Origin of the sequence: Massilia sp. DD77, assembly GCF_036961685.1 — a bacterium.
GTDB lineage: Bacteria > Pseudomonadota > Gammaproteobacteria > Burkholderiales > Burkholderiaceae_D > Telluria.
In genome coordinates this window covers 42550-55270 of the sequence record NZ_JBAMDH010000039.1, presented here as the reverse complement: position 1 = coordinate 55270, position 12721 = coordinate 42550, and the positions used below count along the sequence as shown (strand labels likewise).

Here is a 12721-nt window from a genome sequence, read left to right as displayed (position 1 = left end):
GCGGTGGCGCCAGCGGAAGCTGGTGTTGCGGTGCACCTCGACCGCCTTCGCGCTTGTCCGTACGCTCTTGGCGTCGAGCATGCTGCCGAGGTAGCCGAGCCACTTGGCGCGGTGGCGCAGCCGCGACAAGGGCGTGCCGCTCAGGGTGTAGGCGGGTCACGGTGCGATGCATGAGCATCTGATTGGACGCGTCGGCAGGAGACCTGCCGACCCTACGATGGTGCGGCTGCGCATGTGCTGCTCACAAGGGCAGGAAGGCGACTTACATGAAACTGTGCACGGGCAAGGCCCCCGCCTCCTTCACGATCTCGTAGCAGGCGCAGGACGCCGCCGCCAGGCCCTTCGGATCGAGGATCTCGATATTCCCCCGGCTGTAGTCGATCAGCCCCTGCTGCTGCAGCGCGCTGGCGGCCTTGGTCACGCCCACCCGCCGCACACCCAGCGCGTGCGCCAGGAACTCGTGGGTCAGGTGGAAGCGGTCGGATTGCAGGCGGTCGCGGGTCACCAGCAGCGAGCGCGCCAGGCGGGCTTCGAGCACGTGGAAGCGGCTGCACACGGCGATCTGGATCGCCTGCGCCAGCAGCTGGTCGGTGTAGCGGTACAGCACCCGCTGCAGGGCAGGATTGCGCGCCACCTCCTCGCGGAAGTGGGCGCTGTCCATGCGGCTGGCGCTGCCGGCGCGCTGCACGATGGCGCGCACCTGGGTGGTGTCGTGGCCCAGCGCGACGGTGGCGCCGAGCATGCCTTCACGTCCCACCTGCCCCACTTCGAGCGTCATGCGGCCCTCGGCCACGCCCAGCAGCGAAATCAGGCAGTCGTGCGGAAAATAGATGTGCCGGATCGGGTCGCCCGCCTCGCACAGCACTTCGCCAACCTCGACCTTGACCGGGTCAAGGGAAGGCAGCATCTGCGCCAGGTCCTGGGGCGGCAAGGCGGCAAGCAGAAGGTTGCTGTGGTGCCCTGCGACCTGCGGGGGCACAGCAAAATTCATCGTGTCCTCGTGATGGGATTTCATGGGCTGGCTGGCACCGGTGTCGGATACATTTGCAAACAATTTAGGCCAGCGTAACGGCCCATCCCGAGCGAGTATGTACGGTGACGCACGGAAGTGCAGTTCGTTCCTAGAGACAATGTTTGCTCGAATAGGCGAGCCGCGCCCCGCCCTCCCGGCGGCGCCGTCTTCTAGATCCATGGAAAGGACAAGACATGAACAACACACCGACCACCCCGGGCGCTCCGGGCTCACCCCTGCGAGGCCGCCACCATCCGCTGATGATCCTGGCCGCGCTCGCTGTCCTGCTGTTCTGCCTGGTCGGCACGGCCGCGATCATGGGCTGGATTCCCTCGTCGGTGGGCGGCACCGCCAACCGCCAGCTGAGCGAGGCGGACCGCATCGCCCTGGCCGCCAGCCTGCCGCAAGGCGCGCCGCAACCGGCGCCGGGCGTGGTGCCGATGGCGCCGGCCCAGCAGGCCGCAGGCGTGGCGCCCCAGCCTGCGCCACAGTATGCGCAAGGCTACGCGCCAGAGACCGGCGCGCTCACTCCGGCCCAGCCCGCGCCGCAAGCCTATGTCCAGCCCCAGCAGGCGCCAACCGTGATCCATCCTGAACCGGTGAGCAAGCCGGCCAGGAAAGCCACCCAGGTGGCCGCCGCGGACAATGGCCGCGAGTGGTGCTCGAATTGCGGCAACGTCGAATCGGTGCGCGCCATCAAGCAGCGCGCCGAAGGCAGTGGCCTGGGCGCAGCCGGCGGCGCCGTGCTGGGCGGCCTGCTCGGCAACCAGGTCGGCAGCGGCAGCGGCCGCCAGATCGCCACGGTGGCCGGCGCGGTCGGCGGCGCGGTGGTCGGCAACCAGGTCGAAGGCAATATGAAGGCCACCACCAGCTACGAGATCCGGGTGCGCCTGGACGACGGCAGCTTGCGCACCTTCCGCCAGACCAGCGCGCCGCAGTGGCGCAGCGGCGACCGCGTGCGCATCGTGAAAGGCCGCCTGCGCTCGGTCGCCTGACACGCCACGGTCATTGACCGCCCCGCGCGCGACCCAGCCCGCATGGCTAGCACATGGCCGGATCTCCGCAAGGAATTCGGCCAAATATTTTCTTAACTGCAATGTGCGGCAGCGCACGGAAGAACTGCTGAGCTACCCCGAAAATGGATCCACGCTGAAACAAAGTGGCGGTGCGGAAACAAAAACAACGGGGAGAGAGCATGAACAGCCTGGCGTGGATCGGCATCATCATTTGGGGAATCGTATTGACCGGCTTCGGCCTCCTGACGGCGACACCGCCGTCCGAGACCGGCGGCCCGGTCCAGGCGCACGATGTGGTGTTCCTGGTCGCGGGCGGCCTGCTGACCTGCCTGATCGGCATTACCGGCCTGATGGGTCTGATGGGATGGATCCCTGGCTTGCGCGAGGAAAAAAGTTGCGTTTAATGTACGCCATCGAACGGTGCTCAAGCACGGCGGCAAGCATACTGGAATCACAGCGCGCACAGCGCAAGACTCTCAGCCGAGGAGGCCATTATGCTTTACACCATTGCCGTTATTCTCATCGTTCTCTGGCTGCTGGGCCTGGTGACTTCGTACACCATCGGCGGCTTCATTCACATCCTGCTGGTGGTCGCGGTCATCATGATCCTGGTTCGCCTGATCAGCGGGCGCGGCATATAGCGCAGCTATAACGCATGCCCGTTTACGCATGCCCGTTTTTGTTAGACCAATCCGTTTCGCGGTCGCGCCTGGAACGGGCGCGACTCCGAAACGGATTTTTATTTGAGGAGACTTCTATGCATACTACCCTGACCAAATCGGCCGTCGCCGCAGCCCTCGTGGCCCTGACCGCTACCGGCTGCGCCGACATGAGCGCCACCCAGCGCGGCACCGCGACCGGCGCCGGCATCGGCGCGGGCCTGGGCGCCATCATCGGCGGCACCACCAGCGGCGGCGGCAGCGGCCGCGCGACCCGCGGCGCCGTCATCGGCGGCGCTGCCGGCGCGGTGATCGGCAACATCTGGTCCAAGCGCATGGAAGCGCAAAAGCAGCAGATGGAACAGGCGACCCGCGGCACCGGCGTGCAGGTGACCCAGACCCAGGACAACCGCCTGAAACTGGAAATCCCGAGCGACGTGTCCTTCGACACCGGCCGCTCCGACATCAAGTCGAACTTCCAGCCGGTGCTGGAGCGTTTCGCCCAGACCCTGCAGGAAAACCCGGCCACCACCGTGACCATCATCGGCCACACGGACAGCACCGGCACGCCGGACATCAACCAGCCGCTGTCGGTGGACCGCGCGGCGCGCACCCGCGACTACCTGGCGGCGCGTGGCGTGAACCCGAACCGGATCACGATCGAAGGCCGTGGCGAGCGCGAGCCGATTGCGTCGAACAACGACAATTCGGGTCGGGCGCGGAATCGCCGCGTGGAGATTTATGTGGCGGAGCGGGCGCAGGGCTGATTGGCCTGTTCGCACCTTCGTTGCATCGGAAGCCGCCGGGTGGAACCGGCGGCTTTTTTATTTCCACCGGCCCCAAAACCGTCGTCGGCGCCAGTGGCGCGTATGACGGTTTCGAGGTTAACGACCGGCGAATGATGGACCTGTGCGCGGTCATCCGGCACGTATCGGTATCCTGATCTGAACGAATCCAGGAGTCCCCCATGCCCGACGATCCCATCCGAATCATCCAGGAAACCACCCTCTCCGATCACCACTTCCCCCTCAAGCAGCTCACCTACGAACAGCGCCGCCGCGACGGCAGCTGGCAGCGCGAGACGCGCGAGGTGTATCTCAACGCCTCGGGCGTGGCCGTGCTGCTGTACGACCCGGAGCGCCGCACGGTGCTGCTGACGCGCCAGTTCCGGCCCGGCGTACGCATGGCGGGCGACGACGGCTTCCTGGTCGAAGTCCCGGCCGGCATGCTCGACGACGCCGACCCCGAAGCGCGCATCCGCGCCGAGCTGATGGAGGAAACGGGCTTCGAGGCGCGCAAGCTGCGCAGAATCATGACCCTGTACGCCAGCCCCGGCACGCTGACCGAGCAGGTCCACTACTTCCTGGGCGAATACGGCCAGGCCGACAAGAAGGAACAAGGCGGCGGAGAGGAAGAGGAAGGCGAGGACATCGAAGTCCTCGAGATGGATGTCGGCGAGGCGCTGCGGCAGGCCGGCACGGGCGGCATCCGCGATGCCAAGACCGTGATCCTGCTGCAGGCCCTGCGCGAAGAACTCAGGACGCTTCGGTGAACGCCAGGTAGAGCTCGCGCGCACGGCGCGCCACCGGGCCCGCTTCGAGCGTGCGGCCCTCGTAGCGGGTGCATGGCGTCACCTTGCCGTAGTTGCCGGTGCTGAAGATCTCGCGTGCGGTCGCCAGTTCCTGTGGCGCGACGATGCGCTCTTCCACTTCCACGCCTTCCTGCGCCAGCAAGGCGATCACGCGGGCGCGGGTGATGCCCGCCAGGAAGGTGCCGTTCAGGGCCGGTGTCACCACCTTGCCGTCCTCGGTGACGATGAACAGGTTCGAGGACGCGAATTCGGCCACGTTGCCGGCCGCGTCCAGCATGATCGCCTGGTCGAAGCCGCGCTCCTTGGCTTCGCGCATGGCGCGCGTCGAGTTGGCGTACAGGGCCGAGGCCTTGGCGTCGGTCGGCGCCATGGTCGGCTGCGGACGGTGCAGGGTCGACAGGCAGCTTGAAAAGCCGGCGAAGGGCGGCAGCGGCGCGTCGAACAGGGTCAGGGCGAACTGGCTCTTCTCCGGCACCGGGATCAGGAAGCCCTCGGAACCGAAGACCAGGGGGCGGATGTAGAGCTCGGCATCGGCCGGGAACTTCGCCACGCCTTCGCGTACCAGCGCCTCCATCTCGTCCACGCTCAGCGGGCAGCGCAGGCCCAGCTTCTCGCTCGATGCGATCACGCGCTCCAGGTGCGGACGCAGGTCCGGCAGCTTGCCGCGGATGGCGCGCGCGCCGTCGAACACCGAAGAGCCCAGCCACAGACTGTGGTCCATCGCGCCGTACAGGGGAGTGTTGCCTTCGGCCCATTGGCCGTTGAAGTAGGTGAGGTACATGTGCTTCCCGCTAAGTAACAAAATCAGCCCAGTGTATCGGCTTCGCGCCCCGTCCGTCCAGTCGGGCCTGGCCGTCAATACTGTTCAGCCGGCTTACTGTTCGTTGCCGAACCATGTCGACCGCCACCCTCGCGTACACTGGGGCTTTCCAACAATGTTGTCTTCCATGCTAGCCATTCTCGAACGGATCGATCCCGACAGCGGAGACATCGGCCTGCTGGTCCAGCTGGTCGAGCGGCTGCGGCCGCGCTCGCGCTGGCTATGGCAGCAGCCGGACGATCCCGTCCAGAACGTCCGCACCCTGACCCAGCTGCTCAAGGGGAATCCGGCCCAGGCCTGGGCCCTGCGGCGCTATGTCACGACCCTGCTCGAACGGCGCCGGCATACCAGCCTGTACAGCGACATCGGCATCCTGTCGAACGACGGTTTCGTCACCGAGCTCAAGCGGCGCGTGACCTACCGCTTCCTGCCGCCCGCGCTCGACGACCTTTACTTGTCGGATGCGCTCGACCAGGTGCTGTACCGCGAAGACGATTACGAATGGATTCGCGAGGTGCCCACCGCCGACTGGCTGGAACTGTTCGACGTGGTGGCTGACGCCCCGCCGCCACACGATGCGGCGCCCGACCGGGCGCGCGAGCTTACCCTGATGGGCCTGCTCGACGCGATCCGCACCCTGTCCTGCCGCATCTGCGCGCTGGGCCTGGAGCCGCGCCTGGTGCACAGCTACAGCCAGATCGAGGACTTCGACTCGCCCTTCCTGATGCAGAACATCGAGGTCAACCGCTACCTCGACGAATACGGCCGCTACCTGGACGGCCAGATCGGGCAGCCCGAGGACGCGCGCCACCTGCTGGTGATGCTGGACCAGTGCGAGGAAGTGGTGCTCAAGATCCGCCGCGGCGCCCTGTCGTCCGGCACCAGCGTCGCCCTCACCTACCTGCTGGTGGCGCTCCAGCAAAGCCTGGACCGCCTGCACAAGCTGCTCTACCTGGTGGACCTCAGCGGCGAGCTGCCCTCGGCCTCCACCATCGACCTCGATGCCCTCGCCACGAATGCGGCACGCCCGGCGGAACCGGTGGTCAGCGACCGCCGCCTGGCCGCGGTCGACCTGGCCCAGGAACTGATCGAAGCCCACAACACCAAGTACCGCATCCGCGGCCTGCTGCGCGACAACATCGACCTGCTGGCGCGCAACGTGACCGAGAACGCCAGCCGCACCGGCGAGCACTACATCGCCGAGAATCGCCGCGAGCTGCGCCAGATGCTCAATGCCGCCGCCGGCGCCGGCTTCATCATCGCCACCATGGCGATGATCAAGATCCTGCTGGGCGGCCTGCACAGCCCGCCGCTGGTCCAGGCCTTCCTGTTCAGCATGAACTATTCGCTCGGCTTCGTGCTGGTGCACATCCTCCACCTGACCATCGCCACCAAGCAGCCGGCCATGACGGCCCAGCGCATCGCGGCTTCGCTGCACCGGGCCGAGAACGGGCGCGGGGTCGACGTCGAGCGCCTGGCCGAACTCGTCAACAAGGTCTTCCGCACCCAGGTCGTCGCGGTGATCGGCAATGTGATCGTGGTCTTCCCGATGGCCCTGGCGATCGCCGAGGCCTGGGTTTACATGACCGGCCATCACCTGGTCGATCCTGCCAAGGCCCGCTTCATGCTGCACGAGGTGGATCCGATCCACAGCCCGGCCGTGTTCTATGCGGCGATCGCCGGCGTGTGGCTGTTCGTGGCCGGCCTGATCTCGGGCTACTACGACAACAAGGCCTTGTACACCCGCATGGGCCAGCGCGTGCGCCAGCTGCGCGGGTTGCGCCGGCTGCTGGGCGCCGAGCGCCAGGCGCGCTTCGCCCAGTATGTCGAGGACAATCTTGGCGGCCTGATGGGTAATTTCTTCTTCGGGATCCTGCTCGGCACTACCGGCACCGTCGGCTACCTGCTGGGCCTGCCCCTCGACATCCGCCACATCACCTTCTCCACCGCCAACGTGGGCATCGCCCTGGTGGGCCTGGGCTACGAGCTGACGCCGGCCCAGCTGGGCAATGCGGCCCTGGGCATCTTCTTGATCGGCACCGCCAACTTGCTGGTGAGCTTCGGCCTGGCGCTGTCGGTGGCGCTCAGGGCGCGCAAGATCCGTTTCAAGCGCGGCATCCTGTTGTTGCAAGCCCTTGGCCGGCGCTTCGCCTATTCGCCTGTCGAGTTTTTCATCGGCCCCAAGTTCCAGACGCTGCCGCCACCCGATCCGCTGACCCTGAGGGGACCGAAATGAACACCACCCGTTTTTCCGCATTGTTCGCCTGCCTCGCCCTCGTCGGCGTCATCGCTTCCTGCAAGAGCCTGCCGGATGCCGAACGCCTGCCCGACCAGCCCGGCAAAACGACCCCGACCGTGGCCACGCCACGCGGCTCCCTCGACAAGAACAAGGCCGCGGCCCTGCTGGCGCGGCGCTGGGCCAATGCCACGTCCGACCTCAAGCAGCTGGCCGTGCTCGAGGAACAGGCGACCGGCGTGCCCCTCATCGCCGGCAACAAGGTCGACCTGCTGTTCGACGGCCCGGCCACCATCCGCGCCATGATGGATGCGGCGCGCACGGCCACCAGCTCGATCAACCTGGAAACCTATATCTTCGACCAGGACCCGGTGGGGCTCGAATTCGCCGACCTCCTGATCGAGAAACGGCGCCAGGGCGTGGTGGTGAACATCATCGCCGACGGCGTCGGCACCCTGGCCACCCCCGGCGAATTCTGGGACAAGCTGCGCGCGGGCGGCCTCAACGTGCTGATCTTCAATCCCGTGAATCCCACCCAGCGCCCCGGCAAATGGCAGCTGAACAACCGCGACCACCGCAAGATCATGGTGGTCGACGGCAAGGTGGCTTTCACGGGCGGCATCAACATCAGCGAGACCTATGCCAACAGCTCGCTGTTCCGCTCGCGCATGAAGGCCAGCACCGCCAATCCCGACAAGGTGGGCTGGCGCGACACGCATATCCGCATCGAGGGTCCTGCGGTGGCGGCCCTGCAGTACGCCTTCATCGACAACTGGGTCAGCCAGGAAGCCGGCGAGCTGCCCAAGGTCGACTACTTCCCGCGCCTGGCGCCGGCCGGCCCCAAGGTGGTGCGGGTGCTGGCCACCACGCCGGACCGCGATTCCGAGATCTACAAGGCGCTGCTGCTGGCCATTAACGAAGCGAAGAAGTCGGTCCACATCACGGCCGCCTATTTCGTGCCGGACCAGCAGACCGTGGACGCCTTGACGAGCGCCGCCAAGCGGGGCGTGGACGTGAAGCTGGTGCTGCCCGGCGTGTCGGACCACGACTTCATCAAGTATGCCGGCCAGTCCTTCTACGACCAGCTGCTCAAGGGCGGCGTGCGCATCTACCAGCTGCAGGTGGCGGTGCTGCACGCGAAGACGGCCGTGATCGACGGCGTGTGGTCGACCATCGGCTCGGCCAATATCGACCGCCGCAGCTTCATCCACAACTACGAAGTCAACGTGGTCGTGCTCGACCCGGCCTTCGGGCGCGACATGGAAGCCGCCTTCAACGAAGACCTGCGCGATTCCAAGGAGGTCACGCTCGAGCAATGGCGCCGCCGGCCGTGGACCGACCGCATCCGCGAAATGCTGTCGCGGCTGACGGAGTACTGGATCTAGGGCCCCTTCGGTCTTGGAGCGCTTGACAAAACCTTCAGGGCAAGGGAGGCCGCCCTCCGACGCGGAGTCGAAGACAGCACGACTGTACGGCGAGACGACGCAACGCAGCCATGGAGGTGTCGTTACGCGCTCTTAGCGCGGATAGACGAAACCGGTGCGGATATCGGTCGGCAGCAGGCGCTGGCCGTCGCGCACCATCAAGCGCTGGGGCGGCTCCTCGCCGGCCAGCGCACGCCATATGACGGGGAGCCCTTCGCCCTTGCGCACCAGCTCGTCGCTCCTTTCGAATACGTTGACGCAGCCGGTCGCCGCCAACAGCGCCTGCACGATGCTCACCTTCCACAGGTCGACGCCGGCGGCGTTGAACTGGCACACCAGGTAGCCGGCCGTCCCGCCGTAGCTGTGCACCAGGAGGCCGGGCAGGCCGTCCTTGTCGCCATCGATCACCAGGGCCAGGGCTTGCGGATCGGCGCCGCGCACCGCGGGGGCACGCCGCGCGACCGCCGCCTGTACGCGCCGCTTCATCATCGCGTGGTCGACCGGCTCGTCCTCGCGCAGGGTCCAGACACGCGCTGCGATCTGCGACCTGGCGTTATAGGCCGCGCGCGCCAGGAACTGGCGCGACGAGGACTGCACGAGCGCGGTCGCGCCGGGCTTGTTGCGCTCCTGTGGCCGGCCTTCGACCCTGTCGATGGCGGAGAGATAGATCCAGGGATCGCCGGACAGCAGGCTTTTTTCCTTGCCTTGTTTGATGGTAATGATGAGCATATGCAGGCTTCGTTTTCAGGAGCCGAATGATACAGCACGGATTTGCCGCCCCGGCCCACCCGGGCTTCGTCCGTCCCCGTTCAGAGTCCCGCGGCCAGCATGCCGTCGATGTGCGGGGTCCAGACGCTCCCGTTGCGCATGAACTTCTCCGTGTTCACCACGTGAAAATCCTTGTGCACGACGTCCCAGCCGTAACGGTCGATTTCGACTTTCTGCGGTTCGACCCGGATCACGTTGAAGGAATTCACTTCGCCGCGTCCGCGGGTCGAGGTCGCGGTGCCGGCCTGGACCACCAGGGCCGCGTATTCGCTGATCTGGTAACGCTCGGCCGTGCTGCCGGCGTGGCTGGCGTGCATGTGCCCGGCCAGCAGGATGTCCACGCCCGATTCCGCGAACACCTTCATCGCCATCGGCGCGCGGTCGACCAGGTCGCGCTCTTCGAAATGATCGGGCAGATCAAAAGGATGGTGGGTCACGACGATGCGCGTGATGCCGGGGTCCAGCCCCGATAGGCACTTTCGGATGCCCTCGATCTGGCGATGGCTGACCCGTCCATCCTTGATGGTCAGCGAGCGCGCCGTGTTCACGCCCAGCACCGCGATCTCGTCGTCGATGAAGACCGGGTCGAGGTCGTCCGTGATGTAGCGCTTGTAGCGGGCCAGCGGCAGCACGAAGCGGCGGAACACGTTGTACAGCGAGATGTCGTGGTTGCCCGGCACGATGATCTGCGGTCCCGGCAAGGTGTCGAGGTAGGCGCGCGCCTCCTCGAACTGCGCGGGCCGCGCGCGCTGGGTCAGGTCGCCGGACACCACCAGCACGTCCGGAGCGATGCGCTCGATCAGCTCGCGCAGCGGCGCCAGCAGCGCGTGATCGACACGGCCGAAATGCAGGTCGGACAGGTGGACGAGGGTGCGCATCGGTTCTCCTTGTTCAAATCTCCTGGGGCGGCGCGCCGCCTTCCAGGCGCCGCCGGCGCGCGGCCCCGCGCCGGTTGAAGGTGGCCGCGGCGCTGATGCAGATCGCCAGCCAGCCGCAGCCCTCGGCCGCGGCCGCCAGCACGTCGGACAGGTAGTGCGCGCCCAGGTACATGCGCGAAAAAGCCACCGTGCAGATCATCATCGCGGCCAGCACGAAGGGCAGCACCCTCCCCGGCCAGCCGCGCGCGTGGCGCGCCGCGTAGCAGGCCAGCAGGCCATACAGGCAGGTGGCGGCCATCGCATGGCCGCTGGGGAAGCTGTAGGTGCTGAGGGTGAGGATGGGCTCGGCGAAGTGCGGCCTGGCGCGCTCGAAGGTGTGTTTCAGCGCCACGTTGAGCAGCATGCCCCCGGGGACGGTGGCCACCAGGGCCACGATCCAGTAGCGGTGGCCGCGCCGGTACAGCCAGAGGCCCGTGATCGCCACCAGCGCGAGCATGCCGGGCGTGCTGTGGACATGGGTGACCAGCATCAGCGCATCGCGCACGAAGCCGCCCTCGCGCGCATGGGCGTGCAGCCAGTTGGCGACCTCGAGGTCGAGCTGGGTGATGGGGGCGCCGGCGACCACCGCGCCGGCCAGGCGGGCGAACATGGCCATCGCGGCCAGCAGCATGGCCACCCCGACGGTGAGGTGGAGGCCGAACTCGCCTTCCGGCGAGAAGCGCGCGGCGGCGAAACGGTGCAGACGGGGGGCGATGTTGTTCAGCATGCTGCGCGATATGGGGCCTATTGGCGAAAAAACCACAAAAATATTTTTTTACTGTATGCCCACACAGTACTGTGGACACATACAGTAGTTGTTGCTATTCTTCACTCATCAACAACACGCAATAAAAAGGAAAAACGCCATGACCACTCTGAACAGCTCCTTCGGCCTGGAATACGCACCTGTCCCTTTTATGGTCCGCCTCGGCCGCCGCGAGATCCTCGTCACCCGTGACTTCCGCAAGCGCTTCTACGCGGTGAACCCGATCATCGAGTGCGACACCGGCATCGAAGCCGGCCACGTCGAGATCCTGCTGTTCCGCCGCTGGCTGCTGATCCTGTCGAAGGCGCACTAAGCAGGCTCTAAGCGGGCATTCGGCACCACACGGTGCCAGATCGCGCCGCCAGGCGGCGCGTATGAAAAAACGCATATTGTTAGGCGAAACTATTCGTTCTCTTCAGGCAGGCCGGGACTCTACTCTAGCGTTTCCGAACCCACCGAAAGACAGAACATGTTTCGCAAAACAATGATCCGCTTGCTGGCAGTCCTGACGCTGCTGGTCCAGCCGGCAGCCTTCGCGGCCGATGTTACCCTGCTCAACGTGTCGTACGACCCGACGCGCGAACTCTACCAGGACTTCGACAGCGCCTTCTCCCGCCACTGGAAGGCGAAGACGGGCGACAGCGTGACGGTCAAGCAGTCGCACGGCGGCTCGGGCAAGCAGGCGCGCGCCGTGATCGACGGCCTGCAGGCCGATGTCGTCACCCTGGCGCTGGCCTATGACATCGATGCTATCAGCGAACGTGGGCTGGTCGCGCCCGGTTGGGAAAAGCGCCTCGCCTACCGCAGCGCGCCCTACACCTCGACCATCGTGTTCCTGGTCCGCAAAGGCAACCCGAAACAGATCCGCGACTGGGGCGACCTGGTCAAGCCGGGCGTGTCGGTGATCACCCCGAACCCGAAGACCTCGGGTGGCGCGCGCTGGAACCACCTGGCGGCCTACGGCTACGCACTGCGCCAGCCGGGCGGCTCCCCGCAGACCGCGCGCGACTACCTGGCCAAGCTGTACAAGAACGTGCCGGTCCTCGACTCGGGCGCCCGCGGCGCCACCACCACCTTCGTCGAGCGCGGTATCGGCGACGTGCTGCTGGCCTGGGAAAACGAAGCCCTGCTGGCCCTGCGCGAGCTGGGTCCGGACAAGTTCGAGATCGTCGCCCCGTCGATCAGCATCCTGGCCGAGCCGCCAGTGGCCGTGATCGACAAGAACGTCGACAAGAAAGGCACGCGCAAGGTCGCCCAGGCCTACCTGGAATACCTGTACAGCGACGAAGGCCAGGAAATCATCGCCAAGAACTACTACCGCCCGTCCGTGGACCGCTTCGCCAAGAAGTACGCGACCCAGTTCCCGAACATCAAGCTGTTCCAGATCGCCGAACTCGGTGGCTGGATGCAGGCCCAGAAGGCGCACTTCGCGGATGGCGGGGTGTTTGACCAGATTTACCAGCCGGGGCGGTGATTTGCTCTGCAACTCTGCGGCTTAAGCTCAACCTGCCA

The 12721-nt window shown here is 66.3% G+C and carries 14 protein-coding genes and 1 pseudogene; 9 read left to right on the top strand and 6 right to left on the bottom strand.

From position 1 onward, the window contains the following. Both V7778_RS21045 and V7778_RS21040 read right to left on the bottom strand, forming a co-directional pair. Positions 1-144, bottom strand: a pseudogene (locus V7778_RS21045) (IS1595 family transposase); the annotation flags it as partial. Between the two features lie 118 nt (positions 145-262). Further along, complete coding sequence (locus tag V7778_RS21040; protein ID WP_335558838.1) at positions 263-991, bottom strand: Crp/Fnr family transcriptional regulator; 729 nt, start codon at positions 989-991, stop codon at positions 263-265. Positions 992-1206: 215 nt separating this feature from the next. Here V7778_RS21040 and V7778_RS21035 point away from each other — a divergent pair, with 215 nt between their 5' ends. The 5 genes from V7778_RS21035 (at position 1207) to V7778_RS21015 (ending at position 4239) form a co-directional block, all read left to right on the top strand. Then, positions 1207-2007 carry a glycine zipper 2TM domain-containing protein gene (locus V7778_RS21035; protein WP_442920743.1) on the top strand — a complete coding sequence of 267 codons (801 nt, stop codon included), beginning with the start codon at positions 1207-1209 and terminating at the stop codon, positions 2005-2007. 200 nt (positions 2008-2207) lie between these two features. Continuing rightward, positions 2208-2432 (top strand): hypothetical protein, encoded by a 225-nt coding sequence (locus V7778_RS21030; protein ID WP_335558836.1) that lies wholly within the window; start codon positions 2208-2210, stop codon positions 2430-2432. Positions 2433-2522: 90 nt separating this feature from the next. Beyond that, on the top strand, positions 2523-2669 hold the full coding sequence (locus V7778_RS21025; protein WP_020652694.1) for a lmo0937 family membrane protein: 147 nt from the start codon (positions 2523-2525) through the stop codon (positions 2667-2669). A gap of 116 nt (positions 2670-2785) precedes the next feature. Continuing rightward, the gene (locus V7778_RS21020; protein WP_335558829.1) at positions 2786-3454 is read left to right on the top strand and encodes an OmpA family protein; all 669 of its coding nucleotides are present in this window, start codon (positions 2786-2788) and stop codon (positions 3452-3454) included. A gap of 200 nt (positions 3455-3654) precedes the next feature. After that, positions 3655-4239 carry an NUDIX domain-containing protein gene (locus V7778_RS21015; RefSeq protein WP_335558826.1) on the top strand — a complete coding sequence of 195 codons (585 nt, stop codon included), beginning with the start codon at positions 3655-3657 and terminating at the stop codon, positions 4237-4239. On the opposite strand, the gene V7778_RS21010 is transcribed toward V7778_RS21015, so the two are convergent. Then, the gene (locus V7778_RS21010; protein WP_335558823.1) at positions 4223-5059 is read right to left on the bottom strand and encodes a branched-chain amino acid aminotransferase; all 837 of its coding nucleotides are present in this window, start codon (positions 5057-5059) and stop codon (positions 4223-4225) included. The two genes, V7778_RS21015 and V7778_RS21010, sit on opposite strands and share 17 nt — an antisense overlap. Before the next feature lie 166 nt (positions 5060-5225). Here V7778_RS21010 and V7778_RS21005 point away from each other — a divergent pair, with 166 nt between their 5' ends. Beyond that, positions 5226-7334, top strand: coding sequence for a site-specific recombinase (locus V7778_RS21005; protein ID WP_335558821.1), 2109 nt, complete (start codon positions 5226-5228; stop codon positions 7332-7334). Beyond that, positions 7331-8719, top strand: coding sequence for a cardiolipin synthase (cls, locus tag V7778_RS21000; RefSeq protein ID WP_335558819.1), 1389 nt, complete (start codon positions 7331-7333; stop codon positions 8717-8719). Before V7778_RS21005 ends, cls begins: the two co-directional genes overlap by 4 nt. Before the next feature lie 132 nt (positions 8720-8851). Here cls and V7778_RS20995 read toward each other — a convergent pair whose 3' ends face one another. From V7778_RS20995 to V7778_RS20985, 3 genes are all read right to left on the bottom strand, one after another. After that, complete coding sequence (locus tag V7778_RS20995) at positions 8852-9487, bottom strand: SAM-dependent methyltransferase (RefSeq protein WP_335558817.1); 636 nt, start codon at positions 9485-9487, stop codon at positions 8852-8854. Positions 9488-9567: 80 nt separating this feature from the next. Then, positions 9568-10404 carry a metallophosphoesterase family protein gene (locus V7778_RS20990; RefSeq protein ID WP_335558815.1) on the bottom strand — a complete coding sequence of 279 codons (837 nt, stop codon included), beginning with the start codon at positions 10402-10404 and terminating at the stop codon, positions 9568-9570. 13 nt (positions 10405-10417) lie between these two features. After that, a complete protein-coding gene (locus tag V7778_RS20985) occupies positions 10418-11170 on the bottom strand; it encodes a phosphatase PAP2 family protein (RefSeq protein ID WP_335558813.1) in 753 nt (250 codons plus the stop codon). 139 nt (positions 11171-11309) lie between these two features. Between V7778_RS20985 and V7778_RS20980 the strand changes: the two genes are divergently transcribed. Together V7778_RS20980 and V7778_RS20975 are read left to right on the top strand one after the other, a co-directional pair. Continuing rightward, positions 11310-11522, top strand: a complete 213-nt coding sequence (locus V7778_RS20980) for a hypothetical protein (protein WP_211520414.1) — start codon at positions 11310-11312, stop codon at positions 11520-11522. A gap of 156 nt (positions 11523-11678) precedes the next feature. Beyond that, positions 11679-12683 (top strand): sulfate ABC transporter substrate-binding protein, encoded by a 1005-nt coding sequence (locus tag V7778_RS20975; RefSeq protein ID WP_335558809.1) that lies wholly within the window; start codon positions 11679-11681, stop codon positions 12681-12683. The last annotated feature ends 38 nt before the right edge of the window (positions 12684-12721 follow it).

Coding starts and splice junctions, on each gene's coding strand:
- V7778_RS21015 (WP_335558826.1), top strand. CDS start 3,655: ATGCCCGACGATCCCATCCGAATCATCCAGGAAACCACCCTCTCCGAT.
- V7778_RS21020 (WP_335558829.1), top strand. CDS start 2,786: ATGCATACTACCCTGACCAAATCGGCCGTCGCCGCAGCCCTCGTGGCC.
- V7778_RS20990 (WP_335558815.1), bottom strand. CDS start 10,404: ATGCGCACCCTCGTCCACCTGTCCGACCTGCATTTCGGCCGTGTCGAT.
- V7778_RS20985 (WP_335558813.1), bottom strand. CDS start 11,170: ATGCTGAACAACATCGCCCCCCGTCTGCACCGTTTCGCCGCCGCGCGC.
- V7778_RS21030 (WP_335558836.1), top strand. CDS start 2,208: ATGAACAGCCTGGCGTGGATCGGCATCATCATTTGGGGAATCGTATTG.
- cls (WP_335558819.1), top strand. CDS start 7,331: ATGAACACCACCCGTTTTTCCGCATTGTTCGCCTGCCTCGCCCTCGTC.
- V7778_RS21040 (WP_335558838.1), bottom strand. CDS start 991: ATGAATTTTGCTGTGCCCCCGCAGGTCGCAGGGCACCACAGCAACCTT.
- V7778_RS21010 (WP_335558823.1), bottom strand. CDS start 5,059: ATGTACCTCACCTACTTCAACGGCCAATGGGCCGAAGGCAACACTCCC.
- V7778_RS20975 (WP_335558809.1), top strand. CDS start 11,679: ATGTTTCGCAAAACAATGATCCGCTTGCTGGCAGTCCTGACGCTGCTG.
- V7778_RS21005 (WP_335558821.1), top strand. CDS start 5,226: ATGCTAGCCATTCTCGAACGGATCGATCCCGACAGCGGAGACATCGGC.
- V7778_RS20980 (WP_211520414.1), top strand. CDS start 11,310: ATGACCACTCTGAACAGCTCCTTCGGCCTGGAATACGCACCTGTCCCT.
- V7778_RS20995 (WP_335558817.1), bottom strand. CDS start 9,487: ATGCTCATCATTACCATCAAACAAGGCAAGGAAAAAAGCCTGCTGTCC.
- V7778_RS21035 (WP_442920743.1), top strand. CDS start 1,207: ATGAACAACACACCGACCACCCCGGGCGCTCCGGGCTCACCCCTGCGA.
- V7778_RS21025 (WP_020652694.1), top strand. CDS start 2,523: ATGCTTTACACCATTGCCGTTATTCTCATCGTTCTCTGGCTGCTGGGC.